The 21924-nt window shown below is 44.8% G+C and carries 19 protein-coding genes and 3 pseudogenes; 2 read left to right on the forward strand and 20 right to left on the reverse strand.

The genetic code is table 11. From position 1 onward, the window contains the following. Nucleotides 1-229 precede the first annotated feature (229 nt). From tuf to fkpA, 9 genes and pseudogenes are all read right to left on the reverse strand, one after another. A complete protein-coding gene (gene tuf / locus AC0L66_RS16430) occupies nucleotides 230-1414 on the reverse strand; it encodes an elongation factor Tu (protein ID WP_473567945.1) in 1185 nt (394 codons plus the stop codon). 124 nt (nucleotides 1415-1538) lie between these two features. Next, nucleotides 1539-3637 (reverse strand): annotated as a pseudogene (fusA, locus tag AC0L66_RS16435) (elongation factor G). Nucleotides 3638-3714: 77 nt separating this feature from the next. After that, nucleotides 3715-4185 carry a 30S ribosomal protein S7 gene (gene rpsG / locus AC0L66_RS16440; protein ID WP_102471084.1) on the reverse strand — a complete coding sequence of 157 codons (471 nt, stop codon included), beginning with the start codon at nucleotides 4183-4185 and terminating at the stop codon, nucleotides 3715-3717. 116 nt (nucleotides 4186-4301) lie between these two features. Next, nucleotides 4302-4676, reverse strand: a complete 375-nt coding sequence (gene rpsL / locus AC0L66_RS16445) for a 30S ribosomal protein S12 (protein WP_005417208.1) — start codon at nucleotides 4674-4676, stop codon at nucleotides 4302-4304. 175 nt (nucleotides 4677-4851) lie between these two features. After that, nucleotides 4852-5115 (reverse strand): sulfurtransferase complex subunit TusB, encoded by a 264-nt coding sequence (gene tusB, locus AC0L66_RS16450; RefSeq protein ID WP_265677955.1) that lies wholly within the window; start codon nucleotides 5113-5115, stop codon nucleotides 4852-4854. An 8-nt stretch (nucleotides 5116-5123) separates the two neighbouring features. Beyond that, complete coding sequence (gene tusC / locus AC0L66_RS16455; RefSeq protein WP_473567947.1) at nucleotides 5124-5480, reverse strand: sulfurtransferase complex subunit TusC; 357 nt, start codon at nucleotides 5478-5480, stop codon at nucleotides 5124-5126. Beyond that, complete coding sequence (gene tusD, locus AC0L66_RS16460; protein WP_265677958.1) at nucleotides 5477-5872, reverse strand: sulfurtransferase complex subunit TusD; 396 nt, start codon at nucleotides 5870-5872, stop codon at nucleotides 5477-5479. Before tusD ends, tusC begins: the two co-directional genes overlap by 4 nt. Nucleotides 5873-5874: 2 nt before the next feature. Further along, complete coding sequence (locus AC0L66_RS16465) at nucleotides 5875-6576, reverse strand: helix-turn-helix transcriptional regulator (protein WP_250618761.1); 702 nt, start codon at nucleotides 6574-6576, stop codon at nucleotides 5875-5877. A 192-nt stretch (nucleotides 6577-6768) separates the two neighbouring features. Beyond that, nucleotides 6769-7554, reverse strand: coding sequence for an FKBP-type peptidyl-prolyl cis-trans isomerase (gene fkpA, locus AC0L66_RS16470; protein WP_265674899.1), 786 nt, complete (start codon nucleotides 7552-7554; stop codon nucleotides 6769-6771). A 168-nt stretch (nucleotides 7555-7722) separates the two neighbouring features. Between fkpA and AC0L66_RS16475 the strand changes: the two genes are divergently transcribed. Together AC0L66_RS16475 and AC0L66_RS16480 are read left to right on the forward strand one after the other, a co-directional pair. Continuing rightward, nucleotides 7723-8706: a WD40 repeat domain-containing protein gene (locus AC0L66_RS16475; protein ID WP_473567949.1), complete on the forward strand. Its 984-nt coding sequence runs from the start codon at nucleotides 7723-7725 to the stop codon at nucleotides 8704-8706. A gap of 4 nt (nucleotides 8707-8710) precedes the next feature. Further along, nucleotides 8711-8938 (forward strand): SlyX family protein, encoded by a 228-nt coding sequence (locus AC0L66_RS16480; RefSeq protein ID WP_265674897.1) that lies wholly within the window; start codon nucleotides 8711-8713, stop codon nucleotides 8936-8938. A gap of 42 nt (nucleotides 8939-8980) precedes the next feature. Here AC0L66_RS16480 and rlmB read toward each other — a convergent pair whose 3' ends face one another. From rlmB to mutL, 11 genes and pseudogenes are all read right to left on the reverse strand, one after another. Beyond that, nucleotides 8981-9724, reverse strand: coding sequence for a 23S rRNA (guanosine(2251)-2'-O)-methyltransferase RlmB (rlmB, locus tag AC0L66_RS16485; RefSeq protein ID WP_265674896.1), 744 nt, complete (start codon nucleotides 9722-9724; stop codon nucleotides 8981-8983). After that, complete coding sequence (gene rnr / locus AC0L66_RS16490) at nucleotides 9721-12210, reverse strand: ribonuclease R (protein WP_473567952.1); 2490 nt, start codon at nucleotides 12208-12210, stop codon at nucleotides 9721-9723. The genes rlmB and rnr overlap by 4 nt, the downstream gene beginning before the upstream one ends. 103 nt (nucleotides 12211-12313) lie before the next feature. Beyond that, nucleotides 12314-12949: a flagellar protein MotX gene (gene motX / locus AC0L66_RS16495; RefSeq protein ID WP_265674906.1), complete on the reverse strand. Its 636-nt coding sequence runs from the start codon at nucleotides 12947-12949 to the stop codon at nucleotides 12314-12316. Nucleotides 12950-13196: 247 nt separating this feature from the next. Beyond that, nucleotides 13197-14513 (reverse strand): adenylosuccinate synthase, encoded by a 1317-nt coding sequence (locus AC0L66_RS16500; RefSeq protein ID WP_265674894.1) that lies wholly within the window; start codon nucleotides 14511-14513, stop codon nucleotides 13197-13199. A gap of 149 nt (nucleotides 14514-14662) precedes the next feature. After that, the gene (locus AC0L66_RS16505) at nucleotides 14663-14848 is read right to left on the reverse strand and encodes a DUF2065 domain-containing protein (protein WP_265674893.1); all 186 of its coding nucleotides are present in this window, start codon (nucleotides 14846-14848) and stop codon (nucleotides 14663-14665) included. Between the two features lie 70 nt (nucleotides 14849-14918). Next, nucleotides 14919-15899 carry a protease modulator HflC gene (hflC, locus tag AC0L66_RS16510; RefSeq protein WP_265674892.1) on the reverse strand — a complete coding sequence of 327 codons (981 nt, stop codon included), beginning with the start codon at nucleotides 15897-15899 and terminating at the stop codon, nucleotides 14919-14921. A gap of 2 nt (nucleotides 15900-15901) precedes the next feature. Next, a complete protein-coding gene (gene hflK, locus AC0L66_RS16515) occupies nucleotides 15902-17101 on the reverse strand; it encodes an FtsH protease activity modulator HflK (protein ID WP_265674891.1) in 1200 nt (399 codons plus the stop codon). 44 nt (nucleotides 17102-17145) lie between these two features. Next, a pseudogene (gene hflX, locus AC0L66_RS16520) lies at nucleotides 17146-18436 on the reverse strand (ribosome rescue GTPase HflX). A gap of 44 nt (nucleotides 18437-18480) precedes the next feature. Further along, entirely contained in the window at nucleotides 18481-18744 is a 264-nt protein-coding gene (hfq, locus tag AC0L66_RS16525; protein WP_250618659.1) for an RNA chaperone Hfq, read from the reverse strand. 188 nt (nucleotides 18745-18932) lie between these two features. Continuing rightward, nucleotides 18933-19880, reverse strand: coding sequence for a tRNA (adenosine(37)-N6)-dimethylallyltransferase MiaA (gene miaA / locus AC0L66_RS16530; RefSeq protein ID WP_473567953.1), 948 nt, complete (start codon nucleotides 19878-19880; stop codon nucleotides 18933-18935). Further along, nucleotides 19877-21881, reverse strand: a pseudogene (gene mutL, locus AC0L66_RS16535) (DNA mismatch repair endonuclease MutL). The gene miaA and the pseudogene mutL overlap by 4 nt, the downstream one beginning before the upstream one ends. Between the last annotated feature and the right edge of the window lie 43 nt (nucleotides 21882-21924).

A 21924-nucleotide genomic window follows, 5' to 3' on the forward strand; every position in this document is an offset into this window, starting at 1 on the left:
GAGTTGCAATAGGTGAAGGGAAATTAATCAACACGTAACTATTCTGCTGTGGTTCAACAAAAAAAAAACTAAGGGAGTGAGCCAGAACGGTGAATGAGATCAGCTTTCTATTCAATAAGATAGGACGACATAATACGACCCTAAGTAAGGGTTCATAAAAATGAGTTAATAAAAAGAGGAGCCTAAGCTCCCCTTTTTTAGTGCGGTATTCGCAAGATTTTGCTAAAAATTAAGCAAAGATCTTAGCAACAACACCAGCGCCTACTGTACGGCCACCTTCACGGATAGCGAAACGTAGACCTTCGTCCATTGCGATTGGAGCGATTAGCTCAACAACCATTTGGATGTTGTCGCCAGGCATTACCATTTCTACGCCTTCTGGTAGAGAGATATCACCAGTTACGTCAGTTGTACGGAAGTAGAACTGTGGACGGTAGCCTTTGAAGAACGGAGTATGACGGCCGCCTTCGTCTTTAGAAAGTACGTATACTTCAGACTCGAACTTAGTGTGTGGGTTGATAGAACCTTTAGCAGCAAGTACTTGGCCACGTTCAACGTCATCACGCTTAGTACCACGTAGAAGTGCACCAACGTTCTCACCAGCACGACCTTCGTCAAGCAGTTTACGGAACATTTCAACACCAGTACAAGTAGTCGTTGTAGTATCTTTGATACCAACGATTTCTACTTCGTCACCTACGCGTAGGATACCGCGCTCGATACGACCAGTAACAACAGTACCACGACCTTGGATTGAGAATACATCTTCAATAGGTAGTAGGAACGGTTGGTCAACAGCACGCTCTGGTTCTGGGATGTAAGAATCTAGTGCTTCTGCAAGCTCAACGATCTTGTCTTCCCACTGCTTCTCGCCGTTTAGAGCGCCAAGTGCAGAACCTTGGATAACTGGTAGGTCATCACCTGGGAATTCGTACTCAGAAAGAAGTTCACGAACTTCCATTTCTACTAGTTCTAGTAGCTCTTCGTCATCAACCATGTCACATTTGTTCATGAATACGATGATGTAAGGGATACCAACCTGACGGCCTAGTAGGATGTGCTCACGAGTTTGAGGCATAGGGCCATCTGTTGCAGCAACAACAAGGATACCACCATCCATTTGTGCAGCACCAGTGATCATGTTTTTAACATAATCCGCGTGTCCTGGGCAGTCAACGTGTGCGTAGTGACGCGCTGGAGTGTCGTACTCTACGTGAGAAGTAGCGATTGTGATACCGCGCTCACGCTCTTCTGGAGCGTTATCGATAGATGCGAAGTCTTTAGCTACACCGCCGTAAACTTTAGCAAGAGTAGTACAGATAGCTGCAGTTAGAGTTGTTTTACCGTGGTCAACGTGGCCGATTGTACCAACGTTTACGTGCGGTTTCGTACGTTCAAATTTTTCTTTAGACACGATCGTGTTCCTTCCTAGTTATGATTCGCCTCGAGAACGAATTAAATTCGAGGCGCGCCAGAAATTGCTATTTTATGCGTCAATTTTCGTCAACGCAATAGATTCGTTATTAAACAATAGCTGATTAGCTACGCTGTGCAATAATAGCGTCTGCTACATTCTTCGGAACTTCAGCGTATTCACTAAATTCCATCGAATATGATGCTCGGCCTTGTGTTGCAGAACGTAGATCAGTTGCGTAGCCAAACATCACAGAAAGTGGGACTTGAGCACGGACAATTTTAAGACCAGCGTGGCCATCATCCATACCTTCGATCATGCCGCGACGACGGTTAATATCGCCTACAACATCACCCATCCAGTCTTCTGGAGTCGTTACTTCAACTTTCATCATAGGCTCAAGAAGGACTGGCTGCGCATCAAGCGCACCCTTCCTGAAGGCCATCGAGTAGAGCGATCTTAAACGCCATCTCGCTTGAGTCGACATCGTGGTACGAACCATCGAACAGTGTCGCTTTAACATCCAGCATAGGATATCCAGCTAATACACCGTTGTTCATTTGTTCTTCGATACCTTTCGATACCGAACTGATGAATTCCTTCGGAACTACACCACCAACGATTTCGTCTACGAATACAAACCCTTCTCCAAGTTCTGACGGTTCGAGCTTAAGCCATACGTGACCATATTGACCACGACCACCAGATTGGCGAATGAATTTGCCTTCAACTTCTGTGTTGCCACGAATAGTTTCGCGGTAAGCAACTTGAGGTTTACCCACGTTACAATCAACACTGAATTCACGTTTCATACGGTCAACGATAATGTCTAGGTGAAGCTCACCCATACCTGAAATAAGCGTTTGGCCTGTTTCGTCATCGGTTTCCACACGGAACGATGGATCTTCCGCTGCGAGTTTACCCAGCGCAATACCCATTTTTTCTTGGTCAGCTTGAGAGCGAGGCTCTACAGCAATCTGAATAACCGGATCAGGGAACTCCATGCGTTCAAGAACCACTTTATGGTTTTGATCACACAAGGTATCACCCGTCGTTACGTCTTTAAGACCGATTGCAGCTGCAATGTCACCCGCACGAATTTCTTTCACTTCTTCGCGTTTATTCGAGTGCATTTGAACGATTCGTCCGAAGCGTTCACGTTTCTGTTTCACTGCGTTATAGACCGCATCACCGGAGTTCACAACACCAGAATAAACACGCATAAACGTCAGAGTACCCACGAATGGGTCAGTGGCAATTTTAAAGGCTAATGCCGCGAATGGTTCGTTGTCGTCTGCATGACGTTCAACTTCATTCTCTTCTTCATCAAGGCCTTTAATTGCTAGGTACATCAATCGGAGAAGGAAGATACTCAACAACTGCATCTAGTACCGCTTGCACACCTTTGTTCTTAAATGCACTACCACAAGTGGCGAGTACAATTTCATTATTTAGTGTACGAGTACGTAGACCAAACTTGATTTCGGCTTCTGTGAGTTCGCCTTCCTCAAGATATTTGTCCATGAGTTCTTCATTTGCTTCAGCAGCAGCTTCAACTAAGTTGTTACGCCACTCTTCCGCTTCTTCTAGCATATCAGCCGGAATGTCCTCGTATGAGAACGTCATGCCTTGATCGGCTTCATTCCAGTTAATAGCTTTCATCTTGATAAGGTCGATAACACCTTTAAAATCTTCTTCTGCACCAATGTTAAGTTGGATAGGAACCGGATTTGCACCAAGACGATTTTTAATTTGGTCCACAACGCGTAGGAAGTCTGCCCCGGCACGGTCCATCTTATTGACGAATACCATACGAGGAACACCGTATTTATCGGCTTGACGCCATACAGTTTCAGATTGCGGTTCAACACCTGACGATCCACAGAATACAACTACGGCACCATCAAGCACACGCAAAGAACGCTCTACTTCGATAGTAAAGTCAACGTGTCCTGGGGTATCAATGATATTAACGCGATGATCTTGGAATTGTGCTTCCATACCACGCCAGAAGGTAGTCGTAGCAGCAGATGTGATAGTAATACCACGCTCTTGCTCCTGCTCCATCCAGTCCATGGTAGCAGCACCATCGTGCACTTCGCCGATTTTGTGAGATAGGCCAGTGTAGAACAGAATACGCTCACTTGTGGTTGTTTTACCTGCATCTACGTGAGCCACGATACCGATATTACGATAGCGCTCAATAGGAGTTTTACGAGCCACGATTGTATCCTCTTACTAAGGTTAACCTTAGAGTAAAGAAAAGCGCTGCGAGGGAGACTCGCAGCACTGTAAAGGTATTACCAGCGGTAATGAGCGAATGCTTTGTTAGCATCAGCCATGCGGTGAACGTCTTCACGTTTCTTAACCGCAGTACCTTTGTTCTCAGACGCATCTAGCATTTCTGCAGCAAGACGTTGAGCCATAGATTTTTCACCACGCTTACGCGCAGCTTCAACTACCCAACGCATAGCAAGAGCGTTACGGCGAACCGGACGAACTTCTACAGGTACTTGGTAAGTTGAACCACCCACACGGCGAGATTTAACTTCTACCGATGGACGAACATTTTCAAGAGCTTCTTCAAATACAGCTAAGTGATCTTTACCAGATTTCTCAGCCATAGTTTCTAGTGCAGTGTAAACAATTTTCTCTGCAGTAGATTTTTTTCCGTCAACCATAAGGATGTTAACGAACTTTGCCAGCAATTCAGATTTGAACTTAGGATCTGGAAGGATCTTACGCTGACCAATTACGCGACGACGTGGCATGGATATTCTCCGTTGTCTTCTTCAGGTTATCCAAAACTTTTCAGTTTCTTCAAAAATTAAAAAATGAAAATTTAGTGTTTGGCCTTACTTAACGCCTTTCTTTACAGAAAGAAACATTAAGACTTAGGACGCTTCACACCGTACTTAGAACGACCTTTCTTACGGTCGTTTACGCCAGCACAGTCAAGTGCGCCGCGAACAGTGTGGTAACGAACACCCGGAAGGTCTTTTACACGACCGCCACGGATTAGTACAACACTGTGCTCTTGAAGGTTGTGACCTTCACCGCCGATGTACGAAGTCACTTCGAAGCCGTTCGTTAGACGAACACGACATACTTTACGAAGTGCTGAGTTAGGTTTTTTAGGTGTAGTAGTGTAAACACGAGTACAAACACCACGTTTTTGTGGGCACGCTTCTAGTGCAGGCACGTTGCTTTTAACAACTTGCTTTGCACGAGGCTTGCGTACCAACTGGTTAATAGTTGCCATTAACTAGCTCCTGATTTACTTGAAAGTAAGCTTTGTGAAAAATCTAGCCCTAACCGCCAATGGCAATTAGGGACGCAAAATTCTATGCAGCAGTGGGATGTGTGTCAAGAAATATACAGATCTTTTTTATGTGGCGGGTGTAAAAATTTTCATCAAAACAAGCAAAAAAAGCACATTAGTCCCAAGTAATACTTGTCTCATGCTGTTCAGTTAGAGAAACAAAACCTTTAAAATCGGTAACTTGCACTACTTTCACCGAGTTCTCCTCCAGCCCTCTTGCTTGTAAATCTTCACGTAAAACAAAGATGGCATGGTTGGGAGCCTGAGTAAGCAAAGTGGCTAAATAAGTCGCATCTTGGAGCAATATCGTCGCATCTTGAGAGGATGCGTATTCTTGCGCTCGCCTAAAGCCCACTTCATTCTTAATAATATGCAGCATAAATGGCCTCAGTAAGTCAGTATTTTGTTACACGATGCCAATTCGGCTGAGATAACGTCGGGCATGACGACATGGCAATCGGTGATCAGATCCTCACGGCTTATTCCGAAACGGGTCACACTTTGTTGGCACACGTAAACTTGCTCGATATCATAGAGATCTAACAACTTAAATGCACTGATATAGTCCCTTGATAGCACTTGTTTTGGATCTTGCTTACTACGCAGTTGATTCACACCGTCAGCAACGAAAAACACCTTGATGTCATCACAATAGGCAGAAGCTGCGAGCAGCGCATCTAAACCTTCCCTACCCCGAGCACTAGCGTGGGGCATAGAGGTAAATACAAAACCTAATATAGTCAAAATTGTACCACTCTATCTTGCGTCAGCATGGCTTCCGCTAGACTCCCTAATCCTGCTAACTCAAAACCATCAGCAAGGTTGTCTCCATCAAGCTGATGCTGTGTCGCCTCTTGGCTACCAACCACACCCCGTCTCAATGAAGCGGCAACACAAGTCTCTAGACGGACCTGGTACTTTTGAGCTAAAACTTGCCATGCAGAAACTAAATCAAATTCATCATTCGCGGGTACGGTTAATCTAGACGCGTTATGCACCCCATCTTGATAAAAAAACACGCTAGTAAGTCGATGACCTTTCTCAAGCAGTGCTAACGCAAATAGGTAAGCGCTGCGAGCGGACTGCTCTCCATATACCGAGCCATTCACTACCAACGTGTAGGTTAAGCTGGTCACGATTATTCGTCCTCAGTTTTGCGCTGACGAATATACAGGTAAACCGTGTGTTTCGAGATATTAAGACGGTCTGCTACGCGGTTGATGGCATCTTTAATATCAAAGATGCCTTTATCGTAGAGCTCCATAACAATTTGGCGGTTCTTGGTATTATTCGAAACCGACTTATCGGCATTAATATCTTCGATCGTGCGCTCTACCGTCTGGTCGACCAACTCTTCGACATCGCTGGCAAAGTTAACCGATGAAGCCGCGTCCTTTGCTTCTTGCGTTGGCATAAATGACTGTAAAACCTGAGAAAATGGTGCATCAAGGTTAACGTTAATACACAGCAAACCAATAACACGGTTATCACCATTACGAATAGCAATGGTGATGGATTTCATGAAAACACCGCCCTTTGCTCGAGTAAAGTACGACCGTGAGAAGTTTCGTTCTGAACCCTCGATGTCTTTTAGCATTTTCAGCGCAAGATCAGTGATTGGTGAGCCTACTTGGCGCCCTGTATTTTCCCCATTAGCAATTTTAATCGCTGAGGTATTCAAGTCTTCCAACGAGTGCAAAACAATTTCACAAAAAGGGCCGATGAGACTTGCCAGTCCATCAACCACCGCTTCGTAAGATTTAAGAATAATTTTGTCATGCTCAGTGAATGGCGCCACATCGACGGATTCCATTTCAAGCAGCATATCGGCGTTAACCATGTCAGTCACAGTGCTTTGACCTTCGATACTAAAAAAATTGATGTAAGTTTATCAGATAATTTGAAGTACTCACCTAAGTAAGTCTTCAACAAGTGATTTAGGGCAAAAAAAGTGCAGTCTTTTTGCCCTTAGGGAAATTAAAAAGAAAAAAAGGCTCACCAATGTGAGCCTTAATATACTTTTCATGGCCAATTATTGAGCAGCTTCAGCGCTCTCGCCATCAATTTTCAATAATTCCACTTCGAACACAAGTGTCGAGTTTGCTGGAATAGTCGGTGTGTCTTGTTCGCCATACGCAAGCTCAGGTGGAATAACAAACTTGTACTTTGAACCGACTTGCATCAGTTGCACACCTTCCGTCCAACCTGGAATAACGCGGTTTAGAGGGAACGTTGCAGGCTGGCCACGCTCATAAGAGCTGTCAAATTGAGTACCGTCAATCAACGTACCTTTGTAGTGTACTTCAACGGTATCCGTCTCTTTCGGTTGATCGCCTGTTGCCGCTGTTTCTACCTGATAAAGAAGACCCGACTCAGTTTTTGTTACGCCTTCTTGCTTCTCAAATTCAGCACGGAAGTCATCACCAGCTTTTTGTGCAGCCGCTGCTTTTTCTACAGCCTGTTGCTGCATCGTTTCTGCAACGCGCTTATCTAGACCTTCCAATGCTGCTCGGATTTCATCTTCTGACAGTGTTTCTTTGCCAGCAAATGATTCTTCGATACCTTTAAGTACCAATTCTTTCTTAAGCTCAATACCAAATTCTGCTGGCTTTTCAATGCTAGTGCTTAGGTAAGTTGCGAAAGAAACACCAATTGCATACGCAGCTTTGTCATCTTCCGTTTTAAAGTGAACCGCTTTGCCTGTTTCTGCTTGCACTTGCTCTTGTGCTGCTGGCTCTGCTTTCGGCTCTTCTTTTTGACAACCTACTGCCAACATTACTGTCGCTGCAAGTAGCGACACTTTAAATATCGATTTCATTCTTTTCTCCAATTTATGGACACGCTATAGATTTAGCAGCTAGTCGAAGCAATTCGCCTTGTTTTTCGAGACGCTATGCGTAACTATTTAAATCTAGTCACTATTTAAATCTTACAAGAACTATAAATATACTCGCTTAGGCTCAAGACTCAATGTGGAATATCGGTAATGATGCGAATAATATCTCATTCTGTAGTGTACTTAATTGTCATCAGTCTGTTAAATGGCTGCTTTTTCTCCAATAAAGCAGAGAAACGTTGGGATCTTACGTTAGAAGGTTCAACTAGCCTGGCGCTTAGCCGAGATGCGCGATTTGCGCTCTTGTATACTAAACAACAACATTTGCAGCTTTGGGATCTTCAAGATAATCAGCTACTTGCTAAACTTGGCATCCAAGATCCTGACGAAAACATCATTTCACTCATTCGCTTTTCTGACAATGGGCGCTTTGCCGTCACCGCAACTCAAACCAACTTTGCTATTTGGGACCTCGCTTGGTCTCAATCAACCGGGTTGTGGTCTATTGCTGATGGTTTAATCCAAGACATCGCCATTGGTAACAATGGCGAAGAAGTGTTACTTGGATTAAGTAATGGTAAAGCAATTTTCATCGATTTAGTCACCGGAAGACGATTAGAGTTCCTTGCTCACGTAGAAAAAGTGAATTCTGTGGCCTTATCTCCAAATGCAAAATATGCCCTCACGGGCGGAAACGATCATAATGCTTATTTTTGGAGCACTGAATCAGGGCAGGTTCTGCATCACTTCCCCCATGAACAGCGTGTAGGGACGGTGGAATTGCAACGTGATGGTCTTTACGCACTCACCGCTGACACCGGAAACAACGCCATTATTTGGAACTTAAAGACGGGCACACAAAAAAGTCAACTAAGCAGTTGGTCACGACAACTGATTTTTTCAGCAGCACGATTTTCTGATGACGGGCAGCGACTAGCGACAGGTTCACCGTCATCACGCTTAATTGTTTGGGACACGGATTCTGGAGAAAAAATTAATAGCTATGATGTAGAGATGCTAAAAGATGTGCGCCCTCCAAGAGGGGTAGTGTATGATGCAGCCTTCAAAGATAACCAACAGGTACTCTCCGCCTCCTCTGCTGGTGTCGTGCAGGCGTGGTCCCTTAACGAGTGATCAAATGACTAAAGAGCGTTACGAAATACTAGAAGAAAGAATCAACGATATGGAGTGCAAAATTGCATTTCAAGAACAAACGATTGAAGAGCTCAATGATGCGCTGACTCAACAGCAGCTGTTGATCAGTAAGATGCAAGACCAAATGAAATATGTCGTTGGTAAAGTGAAGAATATGGATTCGCCGAATCTTGCTGATCCATCGGAAGAAACCCCTCCTCCGCATTACTAAAAAGGTCAGCATACGCTGACCTTTTATTTTTATAACGGTCGCTTACTTCGTAAGTGAACGCTGTCTCACCGCTTCGAACAGACAGATGCCAGATGCCACCGATACGTTCAAGCTCGATACAGAGCCAGCCATCGGGATCTTAATAAGATCGTCGCACGTTTCACGTGTGAGTCGTCTCATTCCATCCCCTTCCGCGCCCATAACGATGGCTAGAGGACCTGTTAGTTTAGCTTGATAGACATCGTGCGTCGCCTCTCCAGCCGTACCCGCGATCCACACACCGTGTTCTTGCAGTGCGCGCATTGTTCTTGCAAGGTTGGTGACTCGTACCAACGGTACGGTTTCCGCCGCCCCACAAGCTACTTTGCTTACTGTTGCCGTTAATGGCGCAGATTTATCTTTTGGCACGATCACCGCCGCAACACCTGCTGCATCCGCATTACGTAAACAAGCACCCAAATTATGGGGGTCTGTTACGCCATCCAAAATTAAAAATAATGGCTGGTCATGACTGGCTAAGATGGTATCTAAGTCGTTTTCATTTAACTGCTTAGCGGGTTTCACCTTCGCAATGATACCTTGGTGGTTCGCACCACTTGCTTTGTCATCAAGTACTTTCCGCCCCATTTGCTGAATCGAGCAGCCAATTTGGCCTAGTTCATTTAGCAAAGGTAGCAAGCGATCGTCTTGACGGCCTTTTAGAACAAAAGCTTCGATAAAGCGTGCAGGGTCTTTCTCTAATACTGCTTTTACAGCATGAATGCCGTAAATAAATTCATTACTCATGGTTTTAACCTTGAAATATTATTTCTTTTTCGCGCCGCTACGGTTTTCGCTCGAGGTTTTTTACTTCGAGCTTTCCCAGGTTTTGCTTTGGAACCCTTAGCGGGCGACTTCTGTTCTTTGCCGTCCGGGCGCTTCGTTGGCTCAACTAGTGGCGTTGCTTTGCCAGAACGTCTACTTTTCGCGACACCTTGCTTCTTCGCTTTGGCTTTGCTTTGCGCTTCCGCAACGCGCTTCTTCGCCGTTTTTCCTTTACCACGTACTTTACGATCGGTACCGACTAATTCAAAGTCGATTTGCTTATCGTTTAAATTTACCGCTAAAACTTTCACTTTAACCGCATCACCTAGTCGATAAATCGCACCGAAACTTTCACCAATTAATCGCTGCCCTACTGCATCAAATTGATAGTAATCGTTAGCTAAATTGGAAATATGAACCAATCCATCAATATGCAATTCTGTCAGGCGAACAAAGAAACCGAAGCCCGTTACATTGGCGATAACACCATCTAACTCTTCTCCGACATGGTCCTGCATATATTCGCATTTGAGCCAATCCGATACATCTCGGGTGGCGTCATCGGCACGACGCTCAGTCATTGAACACTGCTCACCGTAGTAATCCATATCATCAAACGAATAATGATAGCCGCCTGTCGGCGTCCAACGATCTTGATTACGCCCTGCTTCTTTGGCAATCAGATACTTAATCGCGCGATGAAGCAACAAATCAGGATAACGACGAATCGGGGAAGTAAAGTGCGCATAACGCTTTAGCGCCAAACCAAAGTGGCCACAATTATCAGCGTTATAGACCGCTTGCTTCATTGAGCGTAGTAGCATGGTCTGGATCAGCTCTTTATCCTGACGTTCACGGATTTGTTTGATTAAGTCTGCGTAATCTGTGGGTGAAGGCTCTAGCCCACCCGTCAAATTAAGACCTAGTTCGCCTAGGAAATCTCGGAAAGCCGTAAGTCGTTCTTCCCCTGGAGATTCGTGAATTCGATATAACGCGGCCTCTTTCGCCTTCTCCACTAATGAAGCAGACGCAATATTGGCCAAGATCATGCACTCTTCAATGATCTTATGGGCATCATTGCGAATTACAGGCTCAATACGGTCAATTTTTCTTTCCGCATTGAAAATAAACTTAGTTTCTACCGTTTCAAATTCAATAGCACCACGTTGATCTCGGGCAGTTTTCAGCACCTGATACATGCGATGTAGCTCTTCAAGGTGAGGGACGACTGGGTCATAACGCTCTCTGAGCTCCGTATCACCTTCTAAGATATCACTCACCTTATTGTACGTCAGTCGTGCGTGGGAGTTCATCACCGCTTCATAGTGCTTATAACCCGATAGCTTACCAGTATCCGAAATGGTCATCTCACACACCATACACAAGCGATCAACTTGTGGGTTTAGCGAACAAAGTCCATTAGACAGCACCTCTGGCAACATTGGGACAACCTGTGAAGGGAAATACACCGAGTTGCCGCGTTTTATCGCTTCTTTATCTAGCGCAGAGTCTGTTCGTACATAATAACTCACATCTGCGATAGCGACCCATAAACGCCAGCCACCACTTTTCTTGCGCTCACAATACACCGCATCATCAAAGTCTCGAGCATCTTCCCCATCTATCGTAACGAGTGGTAACTCACGAAGATCAACTCGGCCTTCTTTTGCCTCTTCCGGCACTGACTCACCAAATTGTGCGACATATTTGTCGACCTCTTCAGGCCAAATATGGGGGATCTGATGAGCTCGAATAGCAATTTGTGTTTCCATACCTGGTGCCATATTTTCACCAAGTACTTCAACCACTTGCCCAGCCATTTTCCGAGACTTAGCGCCACGATCGGTCACTTCAATAACCACAACGTTACCCATACGAGCGCCGTTACGATGTTCATTAGGAATCAGAATATCATGGCTAATACGAGAATCATCGGAAACGACATAGGCATAGCCATACTCCAAGAAAAAGCGTCCTACGATATGGTCCTTACGCGCTTCAAGTACTCGAACCAATCGACCTTCTTTGCGCCCTCGCTTGTCTTTACCTGTAGGCTGAACGAGAACAAAATCACCATGCAGCAAAGTGCGCATCTGATGATGCGGTAACAACACGTCTTGGTCTTTATTTAAGCTACCTTCAGGTCTCACCCAACCGTGGCCGTCTTTGTGACCAATGACGGTACCCTTAATCATTTCAAACTTATCTGGCAAGGCATAGCACTGACGACGTGTAAAGACGAGCTGTCCGTCTCTTTCCATTGCACGTAGACGACGACGTAACCCTTCATATTGTTCTTCACCAGACAGTCCTAGCGATTCAAACAGATCGTTACGGTTCATTGGGACGTTGACACCTTTTAAGAAATCAACAATGAACTCTCTGCTCGGAACGGGATTTTCGTAGTTTTGGGATTCTCTTTCGGCAAAGGGATCGTCGACACGATTTTCGCTAGGCTTATTCGACATAGTCAGACCTATTTTGAGGGGAGGTATAGGTCGATTATAACTGACTGGGGAGATAAGCTACAGAAATCGTTTATCATTCTCTAGCTAAAACGTACAGCAGGGTTTACCAAAAATCGCTACGACGCTTCGCTCGAGCAATAATATTCTGTGGCATGCGTGACTCTAAGCCCCGACGTAGCATCGAGATTCGTTTATGCTTCAAATTATCCGGAGTCACTGAGTTATAAAGCCAGCGGTAGGCGTCTTCGTAATCTCTTGGGCTACCATAATCACGCAGCAACAACTCGGCAAGTTGAATCCTTGCGTCTATATTACCCATGGATGCCGCTTCACGAAAATAAGGAATCGCTCGCTCTTTATCCTCTTGGACAAATGTACCTCGAGAGTAATAACGCCCCAACTGCTCTAACGCGACAGGCAATCCTTGATGAGCGGCATTTTCCATATAGTAAAGTCCAAGCTCAACATCCTGAGGAACACAAACACCCCATGCTAACATATCGCCATATAGGAACTCATAAGAAGGCAGGTTTATGCGGGTGGCGCGCGCCATGATATCTTCAACAAGTTGACAGTTATCCGCTTTCACTCTCGCAAGGTGACGGTTCTCACTAATCAATTTAATCAGCTGATCTTCAGAATAGATTGGGACTGGTGCACCGACGCTTTCAGCTTGAGCCGATTTCAAAGTGCCAAGTAACGACAGACAAATCAACGCTGTTATTTTGTGTCGCCTCATCACTATATCATTTCCTCATATCCCAAAGACCACGTGCGGCTTCAATAAGCCGCTGTTCCCATTTTATCGGCAAACATCGAGTTCACTTTAATAGAAACCACAAAAAAACGGCAAAATTTTGCCACTTGAGCACGGCATAAGCGTAACGATGTCAAAAAAATGGCAGAAGATCACAGTTAGGGCAAACTGGTAGACATAAAAAAACCAGCGTAAGCGCTGGTTTCTATTCATCAATTCAGTCTTCGAATTAAACTTCGAAAGGGTGAACCTTAACGATAGTTTCGTTACGATCTGGACCCGTAGAGATGATATCAACTGAAACACCAGTTAGCTCTTCAATACGCTTGATGTAATCTAGAGCGGCTTTTGGCAGCTGCTCGATAGACGTCGCACCAAAGGTAGTTTCAGACCAACCAGGCATCGTTTCGTAAATTGGCGTTGCTTCTTCAAACGCTTCTGCAGCCATTGGAGAAACTTCTAGAATAGCGCCATTTTTCATCTTGTAACCAGTACAGATTTTTAGCTCTTCTAGGCCATCTAGTACATCTAGCTTCGTTAGGCAGAAACCAGAGATAGAGTTAATTTGTACCGCACGACGCATAGCAACAGCATCAAACCAACCAGTACGACGTAAACGACCTGTTGTTGCGCCAAATTCATGACCAACATCGCCTAGGTGCTTACCAACAGGGTCTTGCTTGTCTAGACCGTCATACAATTCAGTCGGGAATGGACCTGAACCAACACGAGTACAGTAAGCCTTAGTAATTCCAAGGATGTAACCGATGTGACGAGGACCAAAACCAGAACCAGCAGCAACACCGCCAGCAGTTGTGTTTGAAGATGTTACATACGGGTAAGTACCGTGGTCGATATCGAGAAGCGTACCTTGTGCACCTTCAAACATGATCTTGTCGCCACGCTTACGCGCTGCATCTAGTTCGTCAGTAACATCAATAACCATTGAGGTGAGTAGGTCTGCATAAGCCATGCATTGCTCAAGAACTTCGTCGTAGCTTACCGCTTCAACTTTGTAGAAATGCTCTAGTTGGAAGTTATGGAATTCCATTACTTTCTTAAGCTTTTCTGCAAACATTTCTTTATCGAAAAGATCGCCAACGCGAAGACCGCGACGAGCCACCTTATCTTCGTAGGCAGGACCGATACCACGACCCGTCGTACCAATTGCTTTTTTACCTAGAGCGATTTCACGCGCTTGGTCAATAGCAATATGGTAAGGAAGAATTAGAGGACAAGCTTCAGAGATGAAAAGACGCTCACGTACTGGAATACCACGTTCTTCTAACGGCTTCATTTCTTTTAATAGTGCATCTGGAGACAGAACAACACCATTACCAATAACGCATTTAACGTTATTGCGAAGGATACCTGATGGAATTAAATGAAGAACGGTTTTTTCACCGTCAATGACTAAAGTGTGACCTGCATTGTGACCGCCTTGATAGCGAACCACGTATTTTGCATCTTCAGTTAAAAGGTCTACGATTTTACCTTTACCTTCGTCACCCCATTGGGTGCCCAGAACGACTACGTTATTTCCCATCTTTCCAATCTGATTGCTAGTTAAAAAAGGATTCTAGCACCGAAATGTGACTTTGTGCAGTCATTTTTTGGACATTAATCGCTAACACGGTTCTAAATATCTGTCTTTTATAAATAAAATCAATCTGTGATTTGTTTTCCAGACTCAGCTCAAGACAGCATAAATACCATCACTGCACCAGCAACAACTAGGCAACCGCCTACACGCCGCAGTTGGTGATCAGGCTGGGATACTAATTGGCCTATCATAGCTCTCCACCCCTTAGGTGCTAACAATGGCCCAAGCCCTTCAAAAATTAATACCAAGCCAATCGCTAACCAAAATGATGTGGTCATGTTTTTCTCCAAATAAGAAAAAGGCCCATCTAAGACAGGCCTTTTATCGTAGTAAATTTTACCGCTTCAGTTACTTAACTGGCGCACCGTTGGCGTCATTCATGTAACGGAAGAATTCACTCTTAGGATCAAGAACTAGGATATCGCTCTTGTCCGCAAAAGAAGTTCGGTATGCTTCAAGTGAACGGATAAAGCCGTAGAACTCAGCATCTTTGCTATAAGCACTTGCATAAACTTTGGCAGCTTCAGCATCTGCTTCACCTCGCGTTACACGCGCTGTTTTATCGGCTTCAGCTAGCACAGTCGCTACTTCAAGCTCTGCTTGAGCACGAATAACCTCTGCTTTCTCACGACCTTGAGAACGGTGTTTACGAGCAACTGATTCACGTTCAGCTCTCATACGACGATAAATTGACTCACTGATTTCATCCGGTAAGTTAATTTTCTTCATTCGGAAGTCAACCACTCTAACGCCGAGATCTTTCATCGCACTTTCGCGGGTATCTCTCAGAACGTTATCCATGATTTTGTCACGTTCTCCGTCAATCTCAAGCGCCTGTTTAGCAGCCTCAGTTGTCACTTCTTCGCTGTCTGCACTATCCGGAAGTACATCTTTATTACGTGGACCTGAAACGATTTGCTTGATTTCTCGCGAACCAATTTCAGAACGTAATACATCTGTCACTTTTCTTTCGAGTAACGCTTGAGCGGTCAGCGAGTCACCACCACCTGTCGCCAGATAGTATTGACGGAAATCTTCAATCTTCCACTTAACGTAGGTATTGATGATTACGTCTTTTTTCTCTGACGTTACAAAACGGTCACCACGGCCGTCCATCGTTTGAATACGCGCATCGAGTGTTTTAACGCGATCAAACAACGGCATTTTGAAGTGCAACCCTGGCTCGTAGATACGAGATACATTATTGTCATCGCTCAGTACTCGACCGAAACGGATCACAATACCTCTTTCACCTTCAGGGATGACAAACAAAGACATCAGCATTAATGCCAACGCAACCACTAATACTGGTATTGCTAATTTACGCATTATTAGTATCTCCCTTGACGTGAGTTCGAGTCGCGTGAAGTTGTCGAACTTGCTGGTGCGTCAGTTGACTTTGCGTCCAATTGAATCTCATCGTACGCCGATGTGGACTGTGGCTTACGCGCTTTATTTGAAGACTCTTGTCCCGCCAATTTATCAATCGGCAAGTACAATAGGTTGCCACTTGATTCTGAATCAATCAGCACTTTAGAAGTATTGGAATATACCTCTTCCATTGTATCTAGATACAGTCTATTACGTGTGACTTCTGGAGCCGCTTGGTATTCAGGCAACAATTTTTCGAACTGTGCAACCTGACCCTGAGCTGAATTAATAATACGCTCTGAGTAACCTTGTGCTTCTTTCTTCAAACGTTCCGCTCGACCCGTTGCTTTCGGAATAATTTCATTCTTGTAAGCTTCGGCTTCACGAATGAAACGCTCTTCATCCTCACGAGCAGAAATCGCATCATCGAACGCATCTTGTACTTGCGTCGGTGGACGTGCCGATTGGAAGTTCACATCAACAAGCGTAATACCCATATCGTAATTATCGATAATGCTATTCAACGTTTCTTGCGTACTTTGTCGAATAAGCTGACGACCACTCGTTAGAATGCTATCCATCAACGCATCACCGATAACCGCACGAAGTGCAGAATCAGTGGCTTGACTTAAGCTGTCATCCGCATTGGTTACCACATACAAATATTTGTAAGGATCTGAAACGCGATACTGTACATCCATTCCTACCGTGACAACGTTCTCATCTTTCGTCAGCATGGTGCCTGATGCACGTAGCGAACGAATAGCTTGTACGTTAACCGCTTGGTACTCATCGATAAAGCGAGGTCGCCAGTTAAGACCTGGATCAACGATACGATCGTATTTGCCGAGGCGAAGAACAACACCACGCTCAGCTTCACCAATGGTATAGAAACCAGAAGCGAACCAAATGACAACGGCAATCAATGCAATAACACCAAAGCCGATTGCGCTACCGCCACCGCCTATTGATGGGCCACCGCCACCTTTCTTGCCAAACTTACCACCAATCTTTTGACTTAGCTTGTTGAAAACTTCGTCTAAGTCAGGCGGACCTTGATTACGGTCGCCGGACTTGCGGCCATCGCGATTATTATTGCCCCAAGGGTCATTATCGCGGCCGTTGTTTCCATTATTATTACCAGGCTCATTCCACGCCATTAGGAAGCTCCATCATTATTATGACGTTATACTGTAGCAGTCCTTTAAGTAACGATAAAGTCACTCAAAACTGCCCCTTCTCTCTTCTCAAGTCTAGACCAATCTATTTGTTGCATCCGAATATCAATCAACAAGTTACCATCTGTATCATATTCTTCCCGCAGAATACATTTCATATCAAAAAATGTACTACGAATGCGGCCTTGATACTGTGGCGGAATTCTCAATTGATACTGAACCATTTGGCTCACTAAACGCTCAGTCAGCGCTTCGAACAACAGTTCAATTCCTTGCCCTTCCATGGCAGAAACCCAAACGGTTCTCGGTAGTCCTTCGTCATCTCGCTCTATACGAGGACGTTGGCCTTCTAGATTGTCTATTTTATTCATCACGACTAGAGCTAGGTACATCACCAGCATCAATCTCTTCTAGCACGTCATGAACAGCTTGCATGTTCTCACGAAAACGGTCATCACTTGCATCAACAACATGTAACAAAATGTCTGCTTCTTGCGTTTCTTGCAGTGTGGCTTTAAATGCCGCGACCAAATCGTGCGGAAGATGACGAATAAATCCAACCGTGTCAGCTAGAATTGAAGTGCCTACATCAGCCAATTCAATTTTTCTGAGTGTTGGATCCAACGTTGCGAATAGCTGATCCGCCGCGTACACGCCCGCTTCAGTAATACAGTTGAACAGTGTCGACTTTCCTGCGTTGGTATAACCCACCAAAGAAATCGTCGGGATCTCTGCTCGGTTTCTGGCTCGTCTGCCTTGTTCACGCTGTTTCGCAACTTTTTCTAAACGACGTAAAATCGTTTTGATTCGGTCACGTAATAATCGTCGGTCAGTCTCAAGTTGAGTCTCACCGGGACCACGTAAGCCAATACCACCTTTTTGTCTTTCAAGGTGCGTCCAACCGCGAATCAATCGTGTAGATATGTGACGCAACTGCGCGAGCTCGACTTGCAACTTACCCTCATGGGTTCGCGCACGTTGAGCAAAAATGTCCAGAATCAAACCCGTTCGATCCAATACTCGACATTTACACAAACCTTCTAAATTACGCTCTTGGGCTGGAGAAAGTGCATGATTAAAAATAACCACATCAGCACCAGTTAATTGTACAACCTGTGCAATTTCCTGAGCCTTTCCTTCGCCAACATAGTATTTCGGGTGAGGAGACTGACGACTACCTGTCACAACCTGCAGGTTGTTAACGCCAGCTGAAGACACCAGCATCTCAAACTCGTTGAGATCTTCCCACTCACCTTCTTGCGTGAAGTTGATATGAACAAGAACAGCCTGCTCCCCCGATTCATAACGGTCAAACAAGCTACCAACTCCTATTTATGATGTTTACTGTACGAGATAGAGTATTAATCTTCAGATTTCTCTTGTTGGCGATCATTCGCTGGACGCTCGCCCGTGTGGTGACTCACCGCACGTGCAGGTACAACGGTCGAAATCGCATGCTTATAGACCATTTGGTTAACGGTATTTTTCAATAAGATCACAAATTGATCGAAAGACTCGATTTGACCTTGTAGTTTGATTCCGTTTACAAGATAAATCGAAACAGGAATGCGTTCACGACGAAGCGCATTCAGGAATGGGTCTTGAAGAGATTGCCCCTTAGCCATTTTTATTTTCCTTATATTAATATTTTTAGTTTTAATTATTTAGCTATTGGTACACTACGAGTTGTGTGGCCTTTGCATCTGAGCTAAACCAATGAAATACCCGTTAGTTTTATAATCATAGAACAACAATTCACTTTGAAAACAAAACTCAGTTCCTTTTTGGGTACAAATATACAAAAGCGACTACATTATACACAGTTAATGCCATCGGATGCTATGGCGTCTGTGAGAGTTTTCATTGCACTCTCAATGTGTTCGCTATCCAGCCAAACCAGATCTTCCCAACTCCTTAACCAGGTAATCTGACGTTTAGCCAATTGACGAGTAGCACAGATTCCGCGAAATATCGCATCATCAAAACTACAGTCCCCATCTAAATATTCCCACATTTGTCGGTACCCGACACAACGAATAGATGGTAGATCGGGATGAAGATCTTTTCGAGCATATAATGCTTTTACTTCATCTTCAAAACCTGCTTGTATCATTTTATCGAAACGTAATTCAATTCGTTTGTGTAACAAAGCACGATCTTTGGGCGCTACAGCAAATTGTTTCACTCGAAATGGCAACGGCTCCCCTTTCACTTCCGTCAGTTCTGTCAGGGACTTATCTGATATTCGATACACCTCTAGCGCGCGAGAAAGACGCTGCGGATCATTAGGATGAATTCTATCAGCTGAGACAGGATCAATCGCCCTAAGTTCATCATGGAGAGCTTGCCAACCTTTATCTTGAGCTTCTTGCTCTAATTGCTTACGTATCTCAGGGTCAGCCGCAGGCAAAGGAGATAACCCTTGCAACAACGCTTTGAAATAAAGCATGGTGCCACCGACAAGCAGGGGAATTTTACCTTCTGCGTGTATTTTGGCGATCTCTGCTAGCGCATCGCGTCGAAAATCGGCTGCAGAATAAGCGTCGCTTGGATCGAGTATGTCGATAAGGCGATGGGGCGCCGCCAATAACTCATCAGCATCAGGCTTAGCGGTACCTATATCCATACCTTTATAGATCAAAGCAGAATCAACACTGATGATCTCAACAGGGTATTGCTGACGAAGGCGTATCGCAAGATCGGTCTTACCTGATGCGGTAGGACCCATTAAAAATAAAACTAACGGTAATTTCTGACTCATGATGAAAACGCTGCAATTGTGGCCGTAAAATCGACAGGACGAACAAACTTAGTATCGCTTAAAGGTAGCTTACCATCGAATAACTGCTCCAAATTACTCAGCAACTGAACAGATTCCGATAATGTGTAACTACTTTTCACTTGCAGCACTTTCTTTGCTAACCAAAGACTCAGTTCATTTTGGTTAAGGTCATGCTGCTCAAGGGTTGCCAAGTATGACAGCATTTCATCAATTAACAATTGCAAATTTTGCTGCCGAAGGGGCGAAGGGACGCCCATTACCATCACGGTTTGCTTGTTTCTAACTTTAATATCAATCGCAAAAGATGACAAAAGTTCCACCTGAGATTCAACGAGCTTCAGCTGGCTATCATTCACCTTTAATGATAACGGAACAAGCAAGGGCTGCATCGTCAACGAAGCCCGCTTAGGATCTAATTGTGCAAACAGCTTATAGAATTCCGCTCGAGGTAAGGAAACAAGCGCGCAATCAGGATCCGCCTTAACCAAGAGATAACGCGACCCAATAACTGTTACGGCCTTACCAATGTGCTCAACGGCCGTCTGGTGCACCTCCGTTTCAACCACCGAAGCGCTAGAGACATCCAGAAAGTCAGGCGTTTGCAATAGTGTTTGATACACTTTTGCCTCTTCAAGAGTTGGTGGATTCTCAACGTGCCTTGAGCCAGAGCGGTTTGACGTTTTCGCAGATGACCTTTCTGAAGCCCACGGATTGGATGGTGAACGCTCTGAAATTCCCTGCTGAGGCCTAGTTTCAGACAAAGAGCTAGGTTTGAGACTCAACACTAGGACGATAATCACTCCGTCCTGGGTAAGTAGGTGTACTGGCCACCGCATTCATCACCGTCTCTGCAACAGAATCCGCGTTTGAGCGACTTTTCCGCTCATCTTCATTTTTTTGCTCGATCAATGCTTCATCTGAGCTAGCTTCACTCACATCCTGGGTAAACCCAGCAGTGGATACTTGAGGTAGATCTATTGATTTTGCTTGGACTAACGCATCACTTAGCGCTTGATAAATAAAATCATGCACCAATCTTGCTTGGTGAAACCTAACCTCATGCTTAGCGGGATGAACATTAACATCGACCTGATGGGGATCAATTTCAATAAATAACACGAAGGCAGCATACTGATCCGCAGACAAGCTCGACTCGTAACTTTGCCGGATAGCATGATTAATCAGCTTATCCCGCATCATCCGTCCATTAACATAACAATATTGAAGATCGTTTTGCGCCCGTCCACCTTCTGGTGTGGTAATCCAACCATGAAGCTTTAGGTCGTGATGCTCTAGCTCAATTCTGAGCATATGACGAACAAACGCCGCGCCGCACACCGATGCAATTCTTTTTTCAGCCTGAGCTTCATTTTTTGCCGCTCGATATTGCCGGACTAACTTACCGTTATGCTTAACGTTAATAGACACATCAAAACGGCTTAACGCGATGCGTTTTAGTAACTCATCAATATGAGTAAATTCTGTTTTTTCCGTGCGTAAAAACTTACGCCGTGCTGGCGTATTGAAAAATAGATCCAGCACCTCTACCGTTGTGCCAATAGGATGGGCCGTTGGCTTCAAGTTCACCGCCATATCTCGCCCTTCAGCGTAGGCACTCCACGCTTGCTCCTGAGCGGTCGGTCTTGAGGTCAATGTCAGTCTTGATACTGAACTAATACTGGCTAGAGCCTCACCACGGAAACCTAAGCTAACAATTGCCTCTAGATCATCTAAAGTGTGGATCTTTGATGTCGCGTGACGACTGAGAGCCAATTGTAGCTCATCCTTAACAATGCCTTTGCCATTGTCGCGAACTCGAATGAGCTTTGCGCCACCTTTTTCAATATCGATATCAATACGAGTCGCGCCAGAGTCAATACTATTCTCCACTAACTCTTTTACCACCGAAGCGGGTCTTTCAACTACCTCTCCTGCGGCAATCTGGTTTGCTAATCTAGCTGGAAGAATTTTTATTGTCACACCACGACTCCGAGTCATCAAAATATAAACATAGTCAACGCTG

The sequence above is a fragment of the Vibrio sp. GJ43-1 genome, assembly GCF_055808835.1.

Bases quoted from the DNA above. Each gene is read 5' to 3' on its own strand.
- AC0L66_RS16465 (WP_250618761.1), bottom strand. From the start codon at position 6,576: ATGGTTAACGCCGATATGCTGCTTGAAATGGAATCCGTCGATGTGGCG.
- rpsG (WP_102471084.1), bottom strand. From the start codon at position 4,185: ATGCCACGTCGTCGCGTAATTGGTCAGCGTAAGATCCTTCCAGATCCT.
- hflK (WP_265674891.1), bottom strand. From the start codon at position 17,101: ATGGCGTGGAATGAGCCTGGTAATAATAATGGAAACAACGGCCGCGAT.
- miaA (WP_473567953.1), bottom strand. From the start codon at position 19,880: ATGAGTCAGAAATTACCGTTAGTTTTATTTTTAATGGGTCCTACCGCA.
- AC0L66_RS16480 (WP_265674897.1), top strand. From the start codon at position 8,711: ATGACTAAAGAGCGTTACGAAATACTAGAAGAAAGAATCAACGATATG.
- fkpA (WP_265674899.1), bottom strand. From the start codon at position 7,554: ATGAAATCGATATTTAAAGTGTCGCTACTTGCAGCGACAGTAATGTTG.
- hflC (WP_265674892.1), bottom strand. From the start codon at position 15,899: ATGCGTAAATTAGCAATACCAGTATTAGTGGTTGCGTTGGCATTAATG.
- hfq (WP_250618659.1), bottom strand. From the start codon at position 18,744: ATGGCTAAGGGGCAATCTCTTCAAGACCCATTCCTGAATGCGCTTCGT.
- rpsL (WP_005417208.1), bottom strand. From the start codon at position 4,676: ATGGCAACTATTAACCAGTTGGTACGCAAGCCTCGTGCAAAGCAAGTT.
- rlmB (WP_265674896.1), bottom strand. From the start codon at position 9,724: ATGAGTAATGAATTTATTTACGGCATTCATGCTGTAAAAGCAGTATTA.
- AC0L66_RS16475 (WP_473567949.1), top strand. From the start codon at position 7,723: ATGATGCGAATAATATCTCATTCTGTAGTGTACTTAATTGTCATCAGT.
- motX (WP_265674906.1), bottom strand. From the start codon at position 12,949: ATGAGGCGACACAAAATAACAGCGTTGATTTGTCTGTCGTTACTTGGC.
- AC0L66_RS16505 (WP_265674893.1), bottom strand. From the start codon at position 14,848: ATGACCACATCATTTTGGTTAGCGATTGGCTTGGTATTAATTTTTGAA.
- rnr (WP_473567952.1), bottom strand. From the start codon at position 12,210: ATGTCGAATAAGCCTAGCGAAAATCGTGTCGACGATCCCTTTGCCGAA.
- tusB (WP_265677955.1), bottom strand. From the start codon at position 5,115: ATGCTGCATATTATTAAGAATGAAGTGGGCTTTAGGCGAGCGCAAGAA.
- AC0L66_RS16500 (WP_265674894.1), bottom strand. From the start codon at position 14,513: ATGGGAAATAACGTAGTCGTTCTGGGCACCCAATGGGGTGACGAAGGT.